The organism is Nocardia sp. NPDC050406, assembly GCF_044459025.1.
Classification (GTDB): Bacteria; Actinomycetota; Actinomycetes; order Mycobacteriales; family Mycobacteriaceae; genus Nocardia.
On record NZ_JBITIM010000001.1, the window covers coordinates 561,269 to 575,208 of the forward strand.

At 66.5% G+C, this 13,940-nt stretch carries 14 protein-coding genes; 7 read left to right on the top strand and 7 right to left on the bottom strand.

Annotation, left to right across the window (positions count from 1 at the left end; all coding sequences use genetic code 11):
• Nucleotide 1 precedes the first annotated feature (1 nt).
• The 4 genes from ACIBH2_RS02555 to ACIBH2_RS02570 all read right to left on the bottom strand — a co-directional run bounded on the left by ACIBH2_RS02555 (nucleotide 2) and on the right by ACIBH2_RS02570 (nucleotide 4,049).
• Entirely contained in the window at nucleotides 2–1,072 is a 1,071-nt protein-coding gene (locus tag ACIBH2_RS02555) for a class 1 fructose-bisphosphatase (RefSeq protein ID WP_397112620.1), read from the bottom strand.
• A 16-nt stretch (nucleotides 1,073–1,088) separates the two neighbouring features.
• Nucleotides 1,089–2,078 carry an AAA family ATPase gene (locus ACIBH2_RS02560; RefSeq protein WP_397112622.1) on the bottom strand — a complete coding sequence of 330 codons (990 nt, stop codon included), beginning with the start codon at nucleotides 2,076–2,078 and terminating at the stop codon, nucleotides 1,089–1,091.
• Nucleotides 2,079–2,167: 89 nt separating this feature from the next.
• Nucleotides 2,168–2,590 carry a ribulose bisphosphate carboxylase small subunit gene (locus ACIBH2_RS02565; protein ID WP_397112624.1) on the bottom strand — a complete coding sequence of 141 codons (423 nt, stop codon included), beginning with the start codon at nucleotides 2,588–2,590 and terminating at the stop codon, nucleotides 2,168–2,170.
• A 16-nt stretch (nucleotides 2,591–2,606) separates the two neighbouring features.
• Entirely contained in the window at nucleotides 2,607–4,049 is a 1,443-nt protein-coding gene (locus ACIBH2_RS02570) for a form I ribulose bisphosphate carboxylase large subunit (protein WP_397112626.1), read from the bottom strand.
• Between the two features lie 124 nt (nucleotides 4,050–4,173).
• Here ACIBH2_RS02570 and ACIBH2_RS02575 point away from each other — a divergent pair, with 124 nt between their 5' ends.
• Entirely contained in the window at nucleotides 4,174–5,055 is an 882-nt protein-coding gene (locus ACIBH2_RS02575; RefSeq protein ID WP_397112628.1) for a LysR family transcriptional regulator, read from the top strand.
• A 3-nt stretch (nucleotides 5,056–5,058) separates the two neighbouring features.
• Here the strand turns inward: ACIBH2_RS02575 and ACIBH2_RS02580 are convergent, their stop codons facing one another.
• Nucleotides 5,059–6,525 carry a dolichyl-phosphate-mannose--protein mannosyltransferase gene (locus ACIBH2_RS02580; protein WP_397112630.1) on the bottom strand — a complete coding sequence of 489 codons (1,467 nt, stop codon included), beginning with the start codon at nucleotides 6,523–6,525 and terminating at the stop codon, nucleotides 5,059–5,061.
• A gap of 158 nt (nucleotides 6,526–6,683) precedes the next feature.
• Here ACIBH2_RS02580 and ACIBH2_RS02585 point away from each other — a divergent pair, with 158 nt between their 5' ends.
• Nucleotides 6,684–7,610, top strand: coding sequence for an SDR family oxidoreductase (locus ACIBH2_RS02585; RefSeq protein ID WP_397112632.1), 927 nt, complete (start codon nucleotides 6,684–6,686; stop codon nucleotides 7,608–7,610).
• A 42-nt stretch (nucleotides 7,611–7,652) separates the two neighbouring features.
• Nucleotides 7,653–8,069: a PPOX class F420-dependent oxidoreductase gene (locus tag ACIBH2_RS02590; protein WP_397112634.1), complete on the top strand. Its 417-nt coding sequence runs from the start codon at nucleotides 7,653–7,655 to the stop codon at nucleotides 8,067–8,069.
• 1 nt (nucleotide 8,070) lies between these two features.
• Here ACIBH2_RS02590 and ACIBH2_RS02595 read toward each other — a convergent pair whose 3' ends face one another.
• Nucleotides 8,071–8,907, bottom strand: a complete 837-nt coding sequence (locus ACIBH2_RS02595; RefSeq protein WP_397112636.1) for a class I SAM-dependent methyltransferase — start codon at nucleotides 8,905–8,907, stop codon at nucleotides 8,071–8,073.
• A gap of 134 nt (nucleotides 8,908–9,041) precedes the next feature.
• A complete protein-coding gene (locus ACIBH2_RS02600; RefSeq protein ID WP_397112638.1) occupies nucleotides 9,042–9,473 on the bottom strand; it encodes a 4-oxalocrotonate tautomerase family protein in 432 nt (143 codons plus the stop codon).
• A 96-nt stretch (nucleotides 9,474–9,569) separates the two neighbouring features.
• On the opposite strand from ACIBH2_RS02600, the gene ACIBH2_RS02605 reads away from it, so the two are divergent.
• The 4 genes from ACIBH2_RS02605 to ACIBH2_RS02620 all read left to right on the top strand — a co-directional run bounded on the left by ACIBH2_RS02605 (nucleotide 9,570) and on the right by ACIBH2_RS02620 (nucleotide 13,905).
• On the top strand, nucleotides 9,570–10,163 hold the full coding sequence (locus ACIBH2_RS02605) for a TetR/AcrR family transcriptional regulator (RefSeq protein WP_397112640.1): 594 nt from the start codon (nucleotides 9,570–9,572) through the stop codon (nucleotides 10,161–10,163).
• A 314-nt stretch (nucleotides 10,164–10,477) separates the two neighbouring features.
• A complete protein-coding gene (locus ACIBH2_RS02610) occupies nucleotides 10,478–11,518 on the top strand; it encodes an aldo/keto reductase (RefSeq protein WP_397112642.1) in 1,041 nt (346 codons plus the stop codon).
• Between the two features lie 145 nt (nucleotides 11,519–11,663).
• Nucleotides 11,664–13,451: an MFS transporter gene (locus ACIBH2_RS02615; RefSeq protein WP_397112644.1), complete on the top strand. Its 1,788-nt coding sequence runs from the start codon at nucleotides 11,664–11,666 to the stop codon at nucleotides 13,449–13,451.
• Complete coding sequence (locus ACIBH2_RS02620) at nucleotides 13,438–13,905, top strand: MarR family winged helix-turn-helix transcriptional regulator (RefSeq protein WP_397112646.1); 468 nt, start codon at nucleotides 13,438–13,440, stop codon at nucleotides 13,903–13,905. The genes ACIBH2_RS02615 and ACIBH2_RS02620 overlap by 14 nt, the downstream gene beginning before the upstream one ends.
• The last annotated feature ends 35 nt before the right edge of the window (nucleotides 13,906–13,940 follow it).

Consider the following 13,940-nt stretch of genomic DNA (forward strand, 5'->3'; position numbering starts at 1 on the left):
ATCAGCGGCCCGCCGACCGGAACAGCGAACGCGTCCCGAACAGCGAGGCGTCGAAGGACGGACCTTCCTCGGGTTCGCGGTGATAGCGCTCGATGCGCGCGACCTCGTTGCGGGAGCCGAAGATGAAGGGAACGCGCTGGTGCAACTCACCCGGCCGCACCTCGAGCACGCGCTCGTCACCGGTGGTGGCGCGGCCCCCGGCCTGCTCGACCACGAAGGCGATCGGGTTGGCCCCGTACAGAAGTGAGACGCGCGGCGGTCGTTTCCGGGTATCGCGCGGATACAGGTACACGCCACCGCGCGTGAGAATGTGAAAGGTGTCGGCGACCAGCGAGGCCACCCACCGCATATTGAAGTCACGCCCCCGCGGCCCGTCCACACCCTCCAGGCACTCGTGCACATAGCGCCGGACGGGCCGCTCCCAGAATCGCTCGTTGGAGGCGTTGATCGCGAAACCCGCTGTGTCGTCCGGGATTCGCATCTTGGGATGGGTGAGCACGAACGCCCCGATCTCCCGGTCGAGGGTGAATCCATCCACTCCGTTGCCGGTGGTGAGCACCAGCATGGTGGCGGGCCCGTAGAGGGTGAATCCCGCACAGACCTGCTGTATGCCGGGTTGCAGAAAGTCCTCCCCGGTCGGCTCACGCCCGTCCTCCGGCGCGCGCAGCACACTGAAAATCGTTCCCACCGGCAGATTCACATCGATATTGCTGGACCCGTCCAATGCGTCGAAGGCCAGCAGATACTTCCCCCGCCGCACCTCGGTGGGCACCTGATGCAACCCGCTCATCTGCTCCGACAGCAGCGCCGCCAACGGCCCCGTCCACTGCGTCTCGGCCACCATGGCGTCATGGGCGATGGCATCCATCTTCCGATGCACCGTCACCGGCAGATTGTCCGCCTCGGCCGCCCCGAGCGAGCCCACGATGGCACCCCGCGTGACCTGGTTGGCGATGATCTTCGTCGCCGTGGCCAGGACATTCACCAGCGCCGAGAACTCCCCGGACGATCCGGGATGCCGGTGCTCCTGCTCGATGGTGTAGCGGGTGAGGGTTTTCAAGCCTTCGGGCACGATCGGTCTCATTTCCTCATTCCGAGGCCCCTTCGGTCGGGGCGTCGGCGAACACACTGCTGCCGTAGACGTCGCTGTCGGTGAGGGTGATCAGGTCGGCGCGGCCGAGCGAGCGGTGCAGGTGGACCAGGCGGTTGGCCTGGCGCAGGCGGCAGCGGTCGATGGCGTTGCGGACGCTGCGGGCATTGGCGAAGCGGGGGCGGGCCATCCGCAGTTCCAGATAGCGCGAGAACGCTGCCGCGGCGGCCTCGTCGAAGCGGAAATTCTCCTGCGCCACCATGAGTTCGGCGATGCGCAGGAGTTCGTCGTGGGTGTAGTCCGGGAATTCGATGTGGTGGGCGACGCGGGAGGACAGGCCGGGGTTGGCGGAGAAGAAGGTCTCCATGCGGTCGGGGTAGCCCGCGAAGATGACGACGAGGGTGTTGCGCTCGTTCTCCATCTCTTGCAACAGAATCTCGATGACCTCTTGGCCGTAGTCGCGCTCGTTCTCCGGCCGGAACAGGTAGTACGCCTCGTCGATGAACAGCACTCCCCCGGCGGCCTTGGCGAGCGCCTCCTTGGTCTTGGGTGCGGTGTGGCCGATGAACTGGCCGACCAGGTCGTCGCGGGTAACGGTGTGCACCTTGGGTTTTCGGATGTAGCCCAGGGCGTGGAGCATTTCGGCCATGCGCAGGGCGACGGTGGTCTTGCCGGTGCCCGGACCGCCGGTGAAGCTCATGTGCATGGTGGGGCGGGTGGCCGAGAGGCCGAAACGCTCACGCGCCCGGTCGATGAGCAGCAGTGCGGCGATCTCGCGCACCCGGCGCTTCACATTGGCCAGGCCGACGAGTTCCTCGTCGAGGCGGGTGAGGGTGTCCTCGACGTCCTTGCCCGCGATATCGGTGGACAGGTCGATCACGGCGTCGTCGGCGAGCAGGTGGTCGGCCGCCGCCGGGTCCCCGGGTTGGGAACTCTCGGCGGCCGAACCGCGCACCGCGCCGGGGTTCGTGGCTCCGGGCCGATGCATTCGGAACCCGGTGGCGGGTGCAGGCTCCCGCCCATTCGGGCCCATCTGGCCATAGGTACTCAAAATCGGCCTCCGGCAGCGTAATACGGTCAGTCGCGGTAGCGCGCACCGGGTGCGGACTCGGTGGCGTACGGGTGGAAGCCGTAGCGCTGCCGCCGATCCTCGGATTCGATGCGGTCGAGTCGGAACCCCGGCTCGTGCGGTGGTCGTTGCACGAGGAAGCTCAGGGCCGTGGTCTGTCGCCCGTAGCTCGCGTCGTAGGCGTTGACGCGAATGTAGTGCCGCGGGAACGTCGCCCGGCAGGCGTCGATCTCCGCGAGCACGCCGTCGGGCTCGTCGAGATCGAACAGCGGCAGCCCCCACATCTCCCAGTAGTTGTTGCGGGGGTGCGGATCATCGGTGTACTCGATGGACACCGGCCAGTTGTTGAGCAGGGCGTAGCGCACCTGGGCGGCGATATCGGCATCGGTGAGTTCGGGCAGGTGCGAGAAGGTGCCCTGACGCAGATACATTGCGGCTCCTGGAGGTTCAGCGGGTCGCCGTCGGAACGGCGTCGGGGGCGTCGGTGGAGGTGTACTCGAAGGTGACATCACCCCAGGTCTGCAGGGCGACCTCGAGCGGGCGGCAGATCTCGGCCGCCTTGCGGAGCACCTCCGGACCTTCCTTGAGCAGGTCGCGACCTTCGTTGCGCGCCTTCACCACCGCTTCGAGGGCGACCCGATTGGCTTCGGCTCCAGCGGAAATGCCGAGCGGATGTCCGATGGTGCCGCCGCCGAACTGGAGGATCACGTCGTCGCCGAACAGGTCGAGCAGCTGGTGCATCTGCCCGGCGTGAATACCGCCGGAGGCCACCGGCATGACGCCGGGCAGGCTGGCCCAGTCCTGGTCGAAGAAGATGCCATTGCGCGGGTTGGCGGGAATGTTGTTGTCCCGCAGGGTGTCGTAGAAGCCCTTGACGGTATACGGATCACCTTCGAGCTTGCCGATGACGGTGCCCGCGTGCAGGTGGTCCACGCCGATCAAGCGACACCACTTGGCAAGGACTCGGAAGCTCACGCCGTGGGTCTTCTGCCGGGTGTAGGTGGAGTGTCCCGCCCGGTGCAGGTGCAGCAGCATCCCATTGCGCCGCGCCCATTTCGACATGGACTGCATGGCCGTGTAACCCACGGTCAGGTCCATCATGATGATCACGCTGCCGAGGGATTTGGCGAATTCGGCGCGCTCGTACATGTCCTCCATATCGCCCGCGGTGACATTGAGGTAGTGCCCTTTGAGCTCGCCCGTCTCGGCGGTGGCGCGGTTGACGCCCTCCATGGCGAACAGGTAGCGATCGCGCCAGCGCATGAACGGCTGCGAGTTGATGTTCTCGTCGTCCTTGGTGAAATCGAGTCCGCCCTTACAGGCTTCGTAGACGACGCGGCCGTAGTTCCGCGCGGAGAGACCGAGTTTCGGTTTCACGGTGGCCCCCAACAGCGGCCGTCCGTATTTGTTCAGATATTCCCTTTCCATAACGATTCCGTGGGGCGGCCCCTGAAACGTCTTGACGTATGCCACCGGAATACGCATGTCCTCCAAGCGCAATGCCTTGAGCGGTTTGAAACCGAAAACATTGCCGATCACCGAGGAGGTGAGATTGGTGATCGAACCCTCTTCGAAAAGGTCGAGATCGTAGGCGACATAGGCGAAGTACTCCCCGGGGCGGCCCGGCACCTCGTCGACGCGATAGCACTTGCCCTGGTAGCGGTTGTGCGCGGTGAGCCGGTCGGTCCACACCACCGTCCAAGTGGCCGTGGAGGATTCGCCCGCGACCGCCGCCGAGGCCTCCACTGGATCGACGCCCTGCTGCGGCGTCACCCGGAAGACCGCGAGCACATCGGTGTCCTTGGGCTGATAGTCGGGGGCGTAATATCCCATCGAGGCATAGGACTGTACGCCCGGATCCCACCGGTCCCGTGCTGGTGTGTCACCCATTGTTCCTCCTGCTCGCGCCGGTGGTCGCCTTGCGAATTCCAGGATGACGGGGGCGTTATCGACAAACAATTCGATTGTTTCTCGTCTCGCTCAACCGAATCGTCAAGTTTGCTACCGTCTGACGATGGGAACGGTCAGTGCGGTTCGAATGGAAACGTTTCTGGCCGTCGCCCGGCACAGCAGTATTCGCCGGGCCGCCGCGCAGTTGCACATCACCGAGGCGGCCGCCTCCGCCGCCGTCGCGCACATCGAAAAGCAGTTGGGGGCCAAGCTCATCGCCAAACACGGCCGAGGTATCGCGCTGACCGATGCCGGGCGGGTGTACGCCGACTACTGCCGCAGCATCCTCGGGCTCATGAAGGAGGCGCACGCCGCCGTGCGCGAGGCCGAGACCGGTCGGCTGCGTATCGGGGTGGTGGCGACGGCGGGCGAGTACGTGCTGTTGCGTCTGCTCGCCTCGTTTCGGCACCGCTTCCCGGATATCGATATCGGGCTCTCGATTCAGCCGCGCGATCTGCTCTTCGTCGAATTGACACACCACGAAACGGATCTCGTGATCGCCGGTCGTCCGCCGCGCGATACCGGGCTGGTCATTCGCGCCCGCCGCCCCAGCCATCTGGTGGTGGTGGGCGCGCCCGGGCAGTGGCCGGATCCGCTCACCGCCACCTGGCTGCTGCGCGGGCACGGCTCCGGCACCCGCGACACCACCCTCGCGCTGTTCGAACGCCTCCAGATTCGCCCCAAGACGCTGACTCTCGGAACGCACGGGGCAGTGCGCGCGGCGGCGCGAGAAGGCCTGGGCGTCACCCTCATTCACAGCGATGCCATCGAAAACGACCTCGCCCATCAGCAATTGGAGGTCATGGAGGTGGAAGGCACACCCCTGGACCGGCCCTGGCACGCGGTGACGACCCGTACGCCGACGCCCCCTGCCAAGCTGTTCCTGACGCACATCATGGATGCGGAACAGGTGGGCGCACGTGCCTTCCGTGCGGCCCGCGCCTGAGGTTCACCGCCAGCTGGGCAGCCAGAGGTGGTCCTGCCAATTCGCTTGCGTGATGGGCATTCCGGTGAGAATCGGATAGTTCCAGGCGAAATTCGCCACCACGATGCCCAGGTACAGACACACCACGAGGAGCCCGAGACTTCGCCGTTCACTGGAATCGGTTGCGCGCCCGAGAATCTCGCCGAGGGCCAATGCCATGAGCATGACCAGGAACGGTGCCATGGCGGTGGCGTAGAAGAAGTACATCTGCCGATCCAGCGACGCGAACCACGGCAGCCATGCCGCGCCGTAACCGGTGAGCGCCGCCGCGAATCGCCAGTCTCGCCGCGTCACCGTCCGCCACACGGCCCAGGCCAGCAGCGGTAGCGCCAGCCACCAGATCGCCGGGGTGCCGAGCAGCATGATCGCCCGCACGCACGACGACTGCCCACATCCGGTGTTCTGGGCGGGATCGGGGAAGTAGTACAGCATCGGCCGCAATCCCATCGGCCACGACCAGGGTTTGGATTCCCAGGGGTGGTGATTGCCCGCGGAGTTGGTCAGATGTGTGTGGAAATCCAGCGTTTTGCTGTGGTTGAACCACAGCGATCGCAGGGCGTCGGGCACGAACGAGAAGAAACCGCCGCGGCCGATGTGCTCGCCGACCGCGTAGCGGTGCACGCTGGTCTCGCTGGCGAACCAGGCCGCGTACGACCCGACATACAGCAGGAGAGGCACGACGGCGAGGGCGAAAACCGCCGAGGCCGAATCACGCACAACCATCCCCAGGGACGCGCCGCGCACGCCGTGTGCCCGCCGCGCGCTGGCATCGAAGACCAGTGACAGTGCGCCGAAGGCGAGCACGAAATACGCGCCCGACCACTTGGTGGCACACGCCATGCCGAGCAGGACGCCCGCGCCGAACCGCCACCAACGCACCCCGTACACGACGTCGGGATGGGCCATCCGCGTCCACATCTCGTCGCGATCGACGATCAGGCAGCCGAACGCGCCCGTGACCAGGACCGCCAGGAAGATGTCCAGCATGCCGATCCGAGAGGACACGAAGGTGACGCCCTCGACGATCATGAGCAATCCGGCGATCGCGCCGATCATGGTCGAGCGCGCCATCCGCCGCACGATGCGAATCACCAACAGCACCAGAACCGTGCCCGCCACCGCCGCCGAGAACCGCCATCCCATGGGCGTATTGCCGAATATCGCCTCGCCCAGCGCGATCAGCCATTTACCCAGCGGCGGATGCACCACCACCGGATACGCGGGGTTGTCCTCCACGCCCGTGCCGTTGGAGAGCATCTCCCACGCCTGCACGGCGTAGTACTTCTCGTCGAAAACAGGGGTGCCGCCGTCGGTCGCCGATACCAATCCGACGAATCGTGAGAGCGCCGCGACAAGCGTCAACACCCCCGCGACCCACCACCCGCGAGCGGTGTCCGCCAACTCGGCGCGACGTCCCCCCACATTCACCACCCACCCGACCTTACGCAAAACGAAAGACTTGTGGCTATGTCCCGCGGGGCGTGGGCACCTCATGACGTGCACGCGGTGAGCGGATACAGTGTGCGCGTTCGGATGCGCGACCTCGAGCTGGCGCACGATCTTCGTTGCTATGCCGGAGGGCATTTCCGTTGGGACCTGAGATATTCGAGCCCGGCCGCTTGTATCTGCTCACCGTGGGTGCGGCGAGCAAGAGCGAGGGGTGCGGTCCGTACGGGGTGATCGCGCGGTGTCTGGCTCGGCAATTGCTGGCCGTCGGTGAGCGGGTGCGGGTGGTCGCCGAGGCGGAGCAGGTGGCGGATTGGCCCGACGCGGTGGAGATGATCGTCGGGTCGGTGACGCGGCCCCTGGAGATCTGGGACGCGTTCACGGGTGTGGACGCGGTGTTCCTCACCGGCGCCGATCCGGCCACCGTCGATGACGCCCTCGCACTCGCCCGCACCGCGCATGTCGGTCAGATCGCCCTATTGTCCTCGTACGGAATGGGATACGAGGAGCCCGGCGCGGAGTGGCTGGCCATCGAGGAGGCGGTGGAGCGGTCGGGCATCGGGTGGACGCACATCAGGGCGTCGGCCGTGATGGGCGCGGTGCTCGAAGACACCTATCCCGCAACGGGTTCCGACTGGGCGGACACGATTCGCGCGGAGGGTGTCGTGCGGGAGGCCTTCGCCGAGACGGGGCACTACCCGTTCATCCACGAGGAGGATCTCGCCACCGTCGCGGCCGCGGCCCTGCGCAGTGATGATTACCTGGGTATGACGGTGGACGCGGTCGGGGTGCCCGTGAGTACGCGGGCACGGGTGCGGTTCATCGCCAATGCCATTGGGCGCGAGATCGATTCCCTCGAGCTGACGCCCGAGGAGAGCCGGGCCGTGTGGCGGCGGCGCGGGTGGCCGGACCGTGCGATCGACGCGACGCTGCGCACCCTGGAACAGTGCGATCCGGACGAAGAGCTGGCACCGACCCTCGACCAGGATCCTTCGGTCGCCGACATCCTCGGTCGTGCACCGCTCACCTTCGCCGAGTGGGCGCTCGAACACGCGAAGTTCTTTCGCTGAGCGCTTGACCTCAACCTCGCTCGAGCTTCTACCTTGCCTGCTATGCCTTATACCGATGCCGAACGCGCGTACCTGGCCACCCAACGCCTGGCGCGCCTTGCCACCGTCAACAAGGACAACCATCCCAACCAGGTCGCCGTGGGATTCCGTCTGAACTCCGACGGCACCATCGACATCGGCGGACCCAACCCGAATGCCCAGCGCTACCGCAATATCCGGGCGAATTCGACGGTCAGCCTGATAGTCGACGATATGACGCCCGACGATCCCAATGAGGTCAAACCCGGCTGGGGACGGGGGATCGAAATTCGCGGCACCGCCGAGATCCTCGATGTCGAGGACATTCCTGTCGCGCCGGAATGGTTCAGCCACACCATCATTCGCATTCATCCCCGGCGCATCCACAGCTGGCATCTCGACCGGGCCGATCCGGACGGCGGCAGTCGCGACGTGGCGTAGCTCAGTCGGGGCGTGTGGCGACGATCGCGAAATTGAGCGGGATGCGGGGCGACCCAGCGGGCAGAGTCCAGCCTTCGGGGCTGGCGACGAGGTCCGGGAACGGCCGCCAGTCCATATACGGGAGCTCGTGGAGGGCTTCGATGGTGAGCCCCGCCTCCAACAGTGCCGTGACGATCTCGCCGAGATCGTGCTGCCACTGATGGTTGGTGGTGTGCGCGATCTGGCCCTCCGAACCCGGAGTGTAGGAGCCGGAGTCCTCCTCGGTGTGCGCACCGCCGCCGCTGAGGTAGTCGTCGGTGACCTCCCAGGGCTCGAACCCCATGGCGCCCAACATCGGGTGGTCGTCACGAATCATGAAGAAGCCGCCCGGCTCGAGCAGCTCGTGAATCGATCGCGCCCACGCGGTGAGCTCCGGCAGCCATACTATGGTTCCGGCGCTGGTCACGATGGTGTCGAAACGGCGGTCGATCGCCGCGGACGCGAATCGCGCATCGCTCTCCACCCACGTGATGTCGCGACCGTCGGCCTCGGCGATCCGGCGGGCATGGCGCAACGAATTCGGCGACAGGTCGAGGCCGTACACCTCGACCGCGCCCAGCCGAGCCCAGGAGATGGTGTCGGTGCCGATATGGCATTGCAGGTGCAGCAGGGAGCGGCCACGAATGCCGGACTCGGGCAGATGCGGCGCGAGCACGGCGAGGTCGTTGCGCACGACCGAGGAAATCTCGCCCGGATCGGCCAAAAAACCCGCGACATCGTACATTTCCGACCGGGCGTGAACATCGGCCCGATCGTCCCAGTTCGCGCGGTTGGCGGCGACCGCGGTCGACTCGTGCATGGCTTCCTCTCGTCGGCCCCCTGTTGATCTTGGTAACACGGGTCCGACAACGGGCGCCATCGATTATCCGGCGACGCGCTCGCGAATCGTCGCCGCCTTCGCCTCGGCGAGCACGCTCGTAGCGAGGTTGCGGCTCAGGCGTTCTCGCGCTGGGCCTGCGCCAGGGCGGCCAACTCCTTGAACTGCACGACATTTCCAGCCGCGCCCCAGGTGCCCTCGGCCTGCTCGCGGATCAGCACCCAGACGCGCAGCGCATCGGCCTCCCCCAGTCCGGCGGCTGCCAGCACCTGGTCGGTGGCCTCTTTGATGAGCCCCGCCTTGCGACGGTCCGAGAGCGCGCCCTCGGGAACCGTCACGTCCACGCGGAACCGCGGCTGGTCGTCCTCCATCGCCGCGAAGCCACCCTCGGCGACCTCCTCGATCCGGCACCAGGCCTGTGCGCGGAAGAACGCGGTATCGGGCGCGCCCTCCCACTTCAGCAGCGTCGCGGGCAGCGATTTCATGAGCTCGCCACGCGCCGCGGCGGTGAGCACTCCGGCGGGCAGGGTCAGCTGAATCATCGGCATGGTCTCGCTCCTCTACGTGCCGACCGTCGTCCTATGACGGTCGTTATAACTCCAGGACGCTACTATATGACGACCGTTATAGACAGGGAGGTGCGAATGCCGATCGAGCCGTCGGAACCCTCGGACTCCCGCCGCAAACTCGTGGCCGGAGCCGTCGACATGATCCGCCGCCGCGGGCTCAACGCCACCAGCGTCCGCGAACTCGCCAAGCACGCGCACGCTCCCCTGGGCTCGACCTACCACTACTTCCCCGGCGGCAAGACCCAACTCGCCACGGAGGCAGTCACTTTCGCGGGTGATCTCACGGCGACCCTGCTCGCCCGCCAACTCGAGAAGGGACCGATCGACGGCCTACGGGCTTTTCTTCGGGCGTGGCGAAAGATCGTGGTGGACACCGACTTCCGTGCGGGCTGCCCGATCCTGGCCGTCGCGATAGAAGACCTCCCCGAGGGCGAGGAAGCGCCCCGCGACGCCGCGGCAGCCGCCTTCACCCAGTGGTCCACCCTCCTGTCGGCCTCCCTGCGCGACCATGGCGCAAACCCTTCCGAGGCCGACCGGACCGCGACGCTCATCGTTGCCGCCGTGGAGGGCAGCGTCGCTATGTGTCGCGCCCAGCGGAGTGTTGAACCTCTGGATCAGATCGGGGAGCAGTTGGAGGTGGTTGTACGGTCGTTGGTGAGGGGGGCTTGAAGGTTGGCCTGAGCGGTCGAAAATCACCGCCGGGCAGCGATATTCGCCTTCCCGCCGCGAATTTCGACCGTTCAGGCCAACCCGCCCGAACAGGAGCCCACATTGTCCCCCCACCGCTCCTACCCCCTCTCGAACTCCGGCTGCTGCTGGCGGCGTCGATGTTGAGCGCGTCGGACTTCCGGCATGCCCGTATCGACGGTGTCTGGTCATCGCGTGCCTAGGCAGAGGCGAGCACTGCCTGCGGTCGAGTGCATCCCTGAAAGTTGAACTCGCCGGAAGAGTTTCGGCTTTTCGATTCACAGGAGCACATCACTATGACTGTCACTCTTGGTCGCACCGGTATGGAGATCTCCCGCATGGGGTTCGGGTCGTGGGCTGTTTCCGGCTCGGGGTGGACGTTCAGTTGGGGCGCCACCGATGATGCCGAGTCGGTGGCCGCGATTCGCCATGCGGTCGATGCGGGCGTCAACTGGATCGATACCGCCGCGGTGTACGGGCTGGGGCATTCGGAGGAGTTGGTCGGCAAGGCCATTGCCGGGATGCCGGAGGGCGACCGGCCCTATGTCTTCACCAAGGTCGGGCTGGTCTGGGATCCGGAGAATCCGGCGGCCGCGCCGAGGCGAATCATGAAGCCCGCCAGCGTGCGTCGCGAGGTCGAGGACTCGTTGCGGCGGTTGGGGGTCGACCGGATCGACCTGTACCAGGTGCACTATCCCGATACCGGCGAATCGCTGGAGTATGCCGGAGGCGGCTTCGGCGCGGTGTCGCCCAATGCCACACCGCTCGAGGAGTATTGGCAGGTCATGGCCGACTTGAAGGCCGAGGGCAAGGTTCGGGCCATCGGGCTGTCCAACCACACGCCCGATCTGCTCGACGCCGCCGAGCGCATCGCGCATGTCGATGTCATACAACCGCCGTTCTCGGCGATCAACCGGTCCGCGGCCGCCGAGATCGCGTGGGCCCACGCCCACGACACCGGTGTCATCGTCTACTCGCCCCTGCAATCGGGTTTGCTCACCGGTACGTTCTCCGCCGAGCGCGTGGCCGGTCTCCCCGCCGAGGATTGGCGCACCGCCCACCACGACTTCACCACCGGCCTGACCGCCAATCTCCAACTCGCCGAGGCACTTCGCCCGATCGCCCGACGCCATGGCCGCAGCGTGCCCGAGGTCGCCATCGCATGGGTCCTCGCCTGGCCCGGCATCACCGGCGCCATCGTCGGAGCGCGCAAGCCCAGCCAGGTCGACGGCTGGATCGGCGCGGAATCACTCCAACTGACCCCCACCGACCTCGAGGAGATCTCGGCGGCGATCATCGCCTCCGGCGCGGGCAGCGGCCCCGCCCGCCCGGCGTGAGGACGACAGCGGGTGGCGAACGACGTGGACATCCCTCGCCGACCAGCTCTGACCGGCGAGGGCCCGCGGGTGGGCCGCTGGTCGAGACTCCCGATTCAATTAGTTAGCGCGTTGCAACTATATTGGGCTGCTGTTCCACATCGGCATGATCGGGAGGCACCCTGTGGCCAGCGCGCCCAGTACCGGGATCGACCCCGGGGAGATTCGGACCGTTCGGCGGCGGCTGCGGGTGGATCGAGATCATCCTCGGTACAAGTGGGTGGCGCTGTCGAACACCACGCTCGGGATGTTGATGGTGACGATCAACAGTTCGATCGTGATCATCTCGCTTCCGGCGATCTTTCGCGGGATCGGGTTGAATCCGCTCTCCCCCGGCAATGTGAGCTATCTGCTGTGGCTGCTCATGGGGTTCCTGCTCGCCTCCGCGGTCCTGGTGGTGCTGTTCGGGCGGTTGGGCGACATGTTCGGGCGGGTGCGGATCTACAACCTCGGGTTCGTGGTGTTCACGGTGTCGGCGGTCGCGCTGTTCCTCGATCCGTTCGACGGGGGCGGCGGTGCCATCTGGTTGATCGTGTGGCGGGTGGTGCAGGGCGTCGGCGGGGCCATGCTCATGGCCAATGCGGCGGCGATCCTCACCGACGCGTTCCCGGTGCAGCGGCGCGGGTTCGCGTTGGGGATCAATCAGGTTGCGGCCGTGGCGGGTTCGTTCCTCGGGCTGGTGATCGGCGGTGTGCTCTCGGAGTGGGATTGGAAGGCCGTGTTCTGGGTGAGCGTGCCGTTCGGCATTGTCGGAACGGTGTGGTCGTATCGCTCGCTGCACGACTTCGGCACTCGCACACCCGGATCGCTGGATCTGCCGGGCACCATCACCTTCGCGCTCGGGCTCACCGCACTGCTCACCGGTATCACGTACGGCATTCAGCCGTACGGGGATTCGACCACCGGCTGGACCAGCCCGTGGGTGCTGGGTTCGGTGTTCGGCGGCCTCGCGCTGCTGGTGCTGTTCTGCTGGATCGAGTCCCGGGTCGAGCAGCCGATGTTCCAGCTGTCGCTGTTCCGCAATCGCGCCTTCGGGTTGGGCAATCTCGCGAGCCTCATGTCGTCGGTCGGACGCGGCGGCCTGCAATTCATGTTGATCGTGTGGTTGCAGGGCATTTGGCTGCCGCTGCACGGCTACGACTTCGAGGCGACGCCGCTGTGGGCCGGAATCTACCTTCTGCCGTTGACGATCGGATTCCTGGCGGCCGGGCCGGTGGCGGGCTGGCTGTCGGACAAGTACGGGACGCGGCAGTTCGCCACCGCCGGAATGCTCATCACCGCGGCGACATTCGTCATGCTGATCGTGATACCGGTGGACTTCGACTACGGGGTGTTCGCGCTGATCGTCTTCCTCAACGGCCTCGGCTCGGGCATGTTCGCCTCCCCCAACACCGCCGAGGTGATGAACAGCGTGCCCGCCTCGCAGCGCGGCGTGACTTCCGGTATGCGCGCCACACTGTTCAACGGCGGCACCGCGCTGTCGATGGGAGTCTTCTTCTCCCTCATGATCGTCGGCCTCTCCGGTCCGCTGCCCGACGCCATGAACTCCGGACTGACCGAACAGGGCGTGCCGTCGAACGTCGCCGCACAGGTCGCCGGAATGCCGCCCGTCGGCAGCCTCTTCGCCGCCTTCCTCGGCTACAACCCGATCGAGGAGCTGCTCGGCCCCAGCGGCACCCTCGAACACCCCGGCGTGCACACCGAGACCCTCACCGGCCAGGAGTTCTTCCCGCACCTCATCTCCGGCCCCTTCCACTCGGGTCTTGTCGTGGTCTTCCTCGGGGCCGCCATTATGATGCTGATCGGCGCGGTGGCGTCGTGGTTCGCGGGCGGCGCGCGCCCCGAGCCCGACGAGGCCGCCGAACTCGCCGCGGCACAGCGTGCGGGAATCTGAACCCCAGGAGAAGACGCTGCCCGAGCACGCCGCCACCGACCAGCTGACCGAAGCCGCCGAGGTCTACCTCACCCTCGGTCGACTCTGGCGCATGCTGCGCAACTCCGCGGACGTCGGTGCGCTCAGCCCCGGCTCCGCCTCGGCGCTCGCCACCCTCGCGCGCTCGGGCCCAATGCGCTTGGGCGACTTGGCCGCCGCCGAACGAGTGACCGCACCCACCATGTCGCGCATAGTCACCGGCCTCGAAAAACAGGGCTACCTGGCCCGCGCCGCCGACCCCGGCGACGGCCGCGCCCAACTCCTCTCCACCACCCCCGCCGGAGCCGACCTCGTCAGCGGCCTCACCTCGGCCCGCATCCAACGCTTCGCCGCCGCCATGGAACGCCTCGACACCGAACAAAGAGCAATCCTGACAACGGCTTTGGCCGTAATAATCGACGAACTCGACCGCTGACCAGCCGTTTTGGTATCCAGCCCCACTGTCTGTAA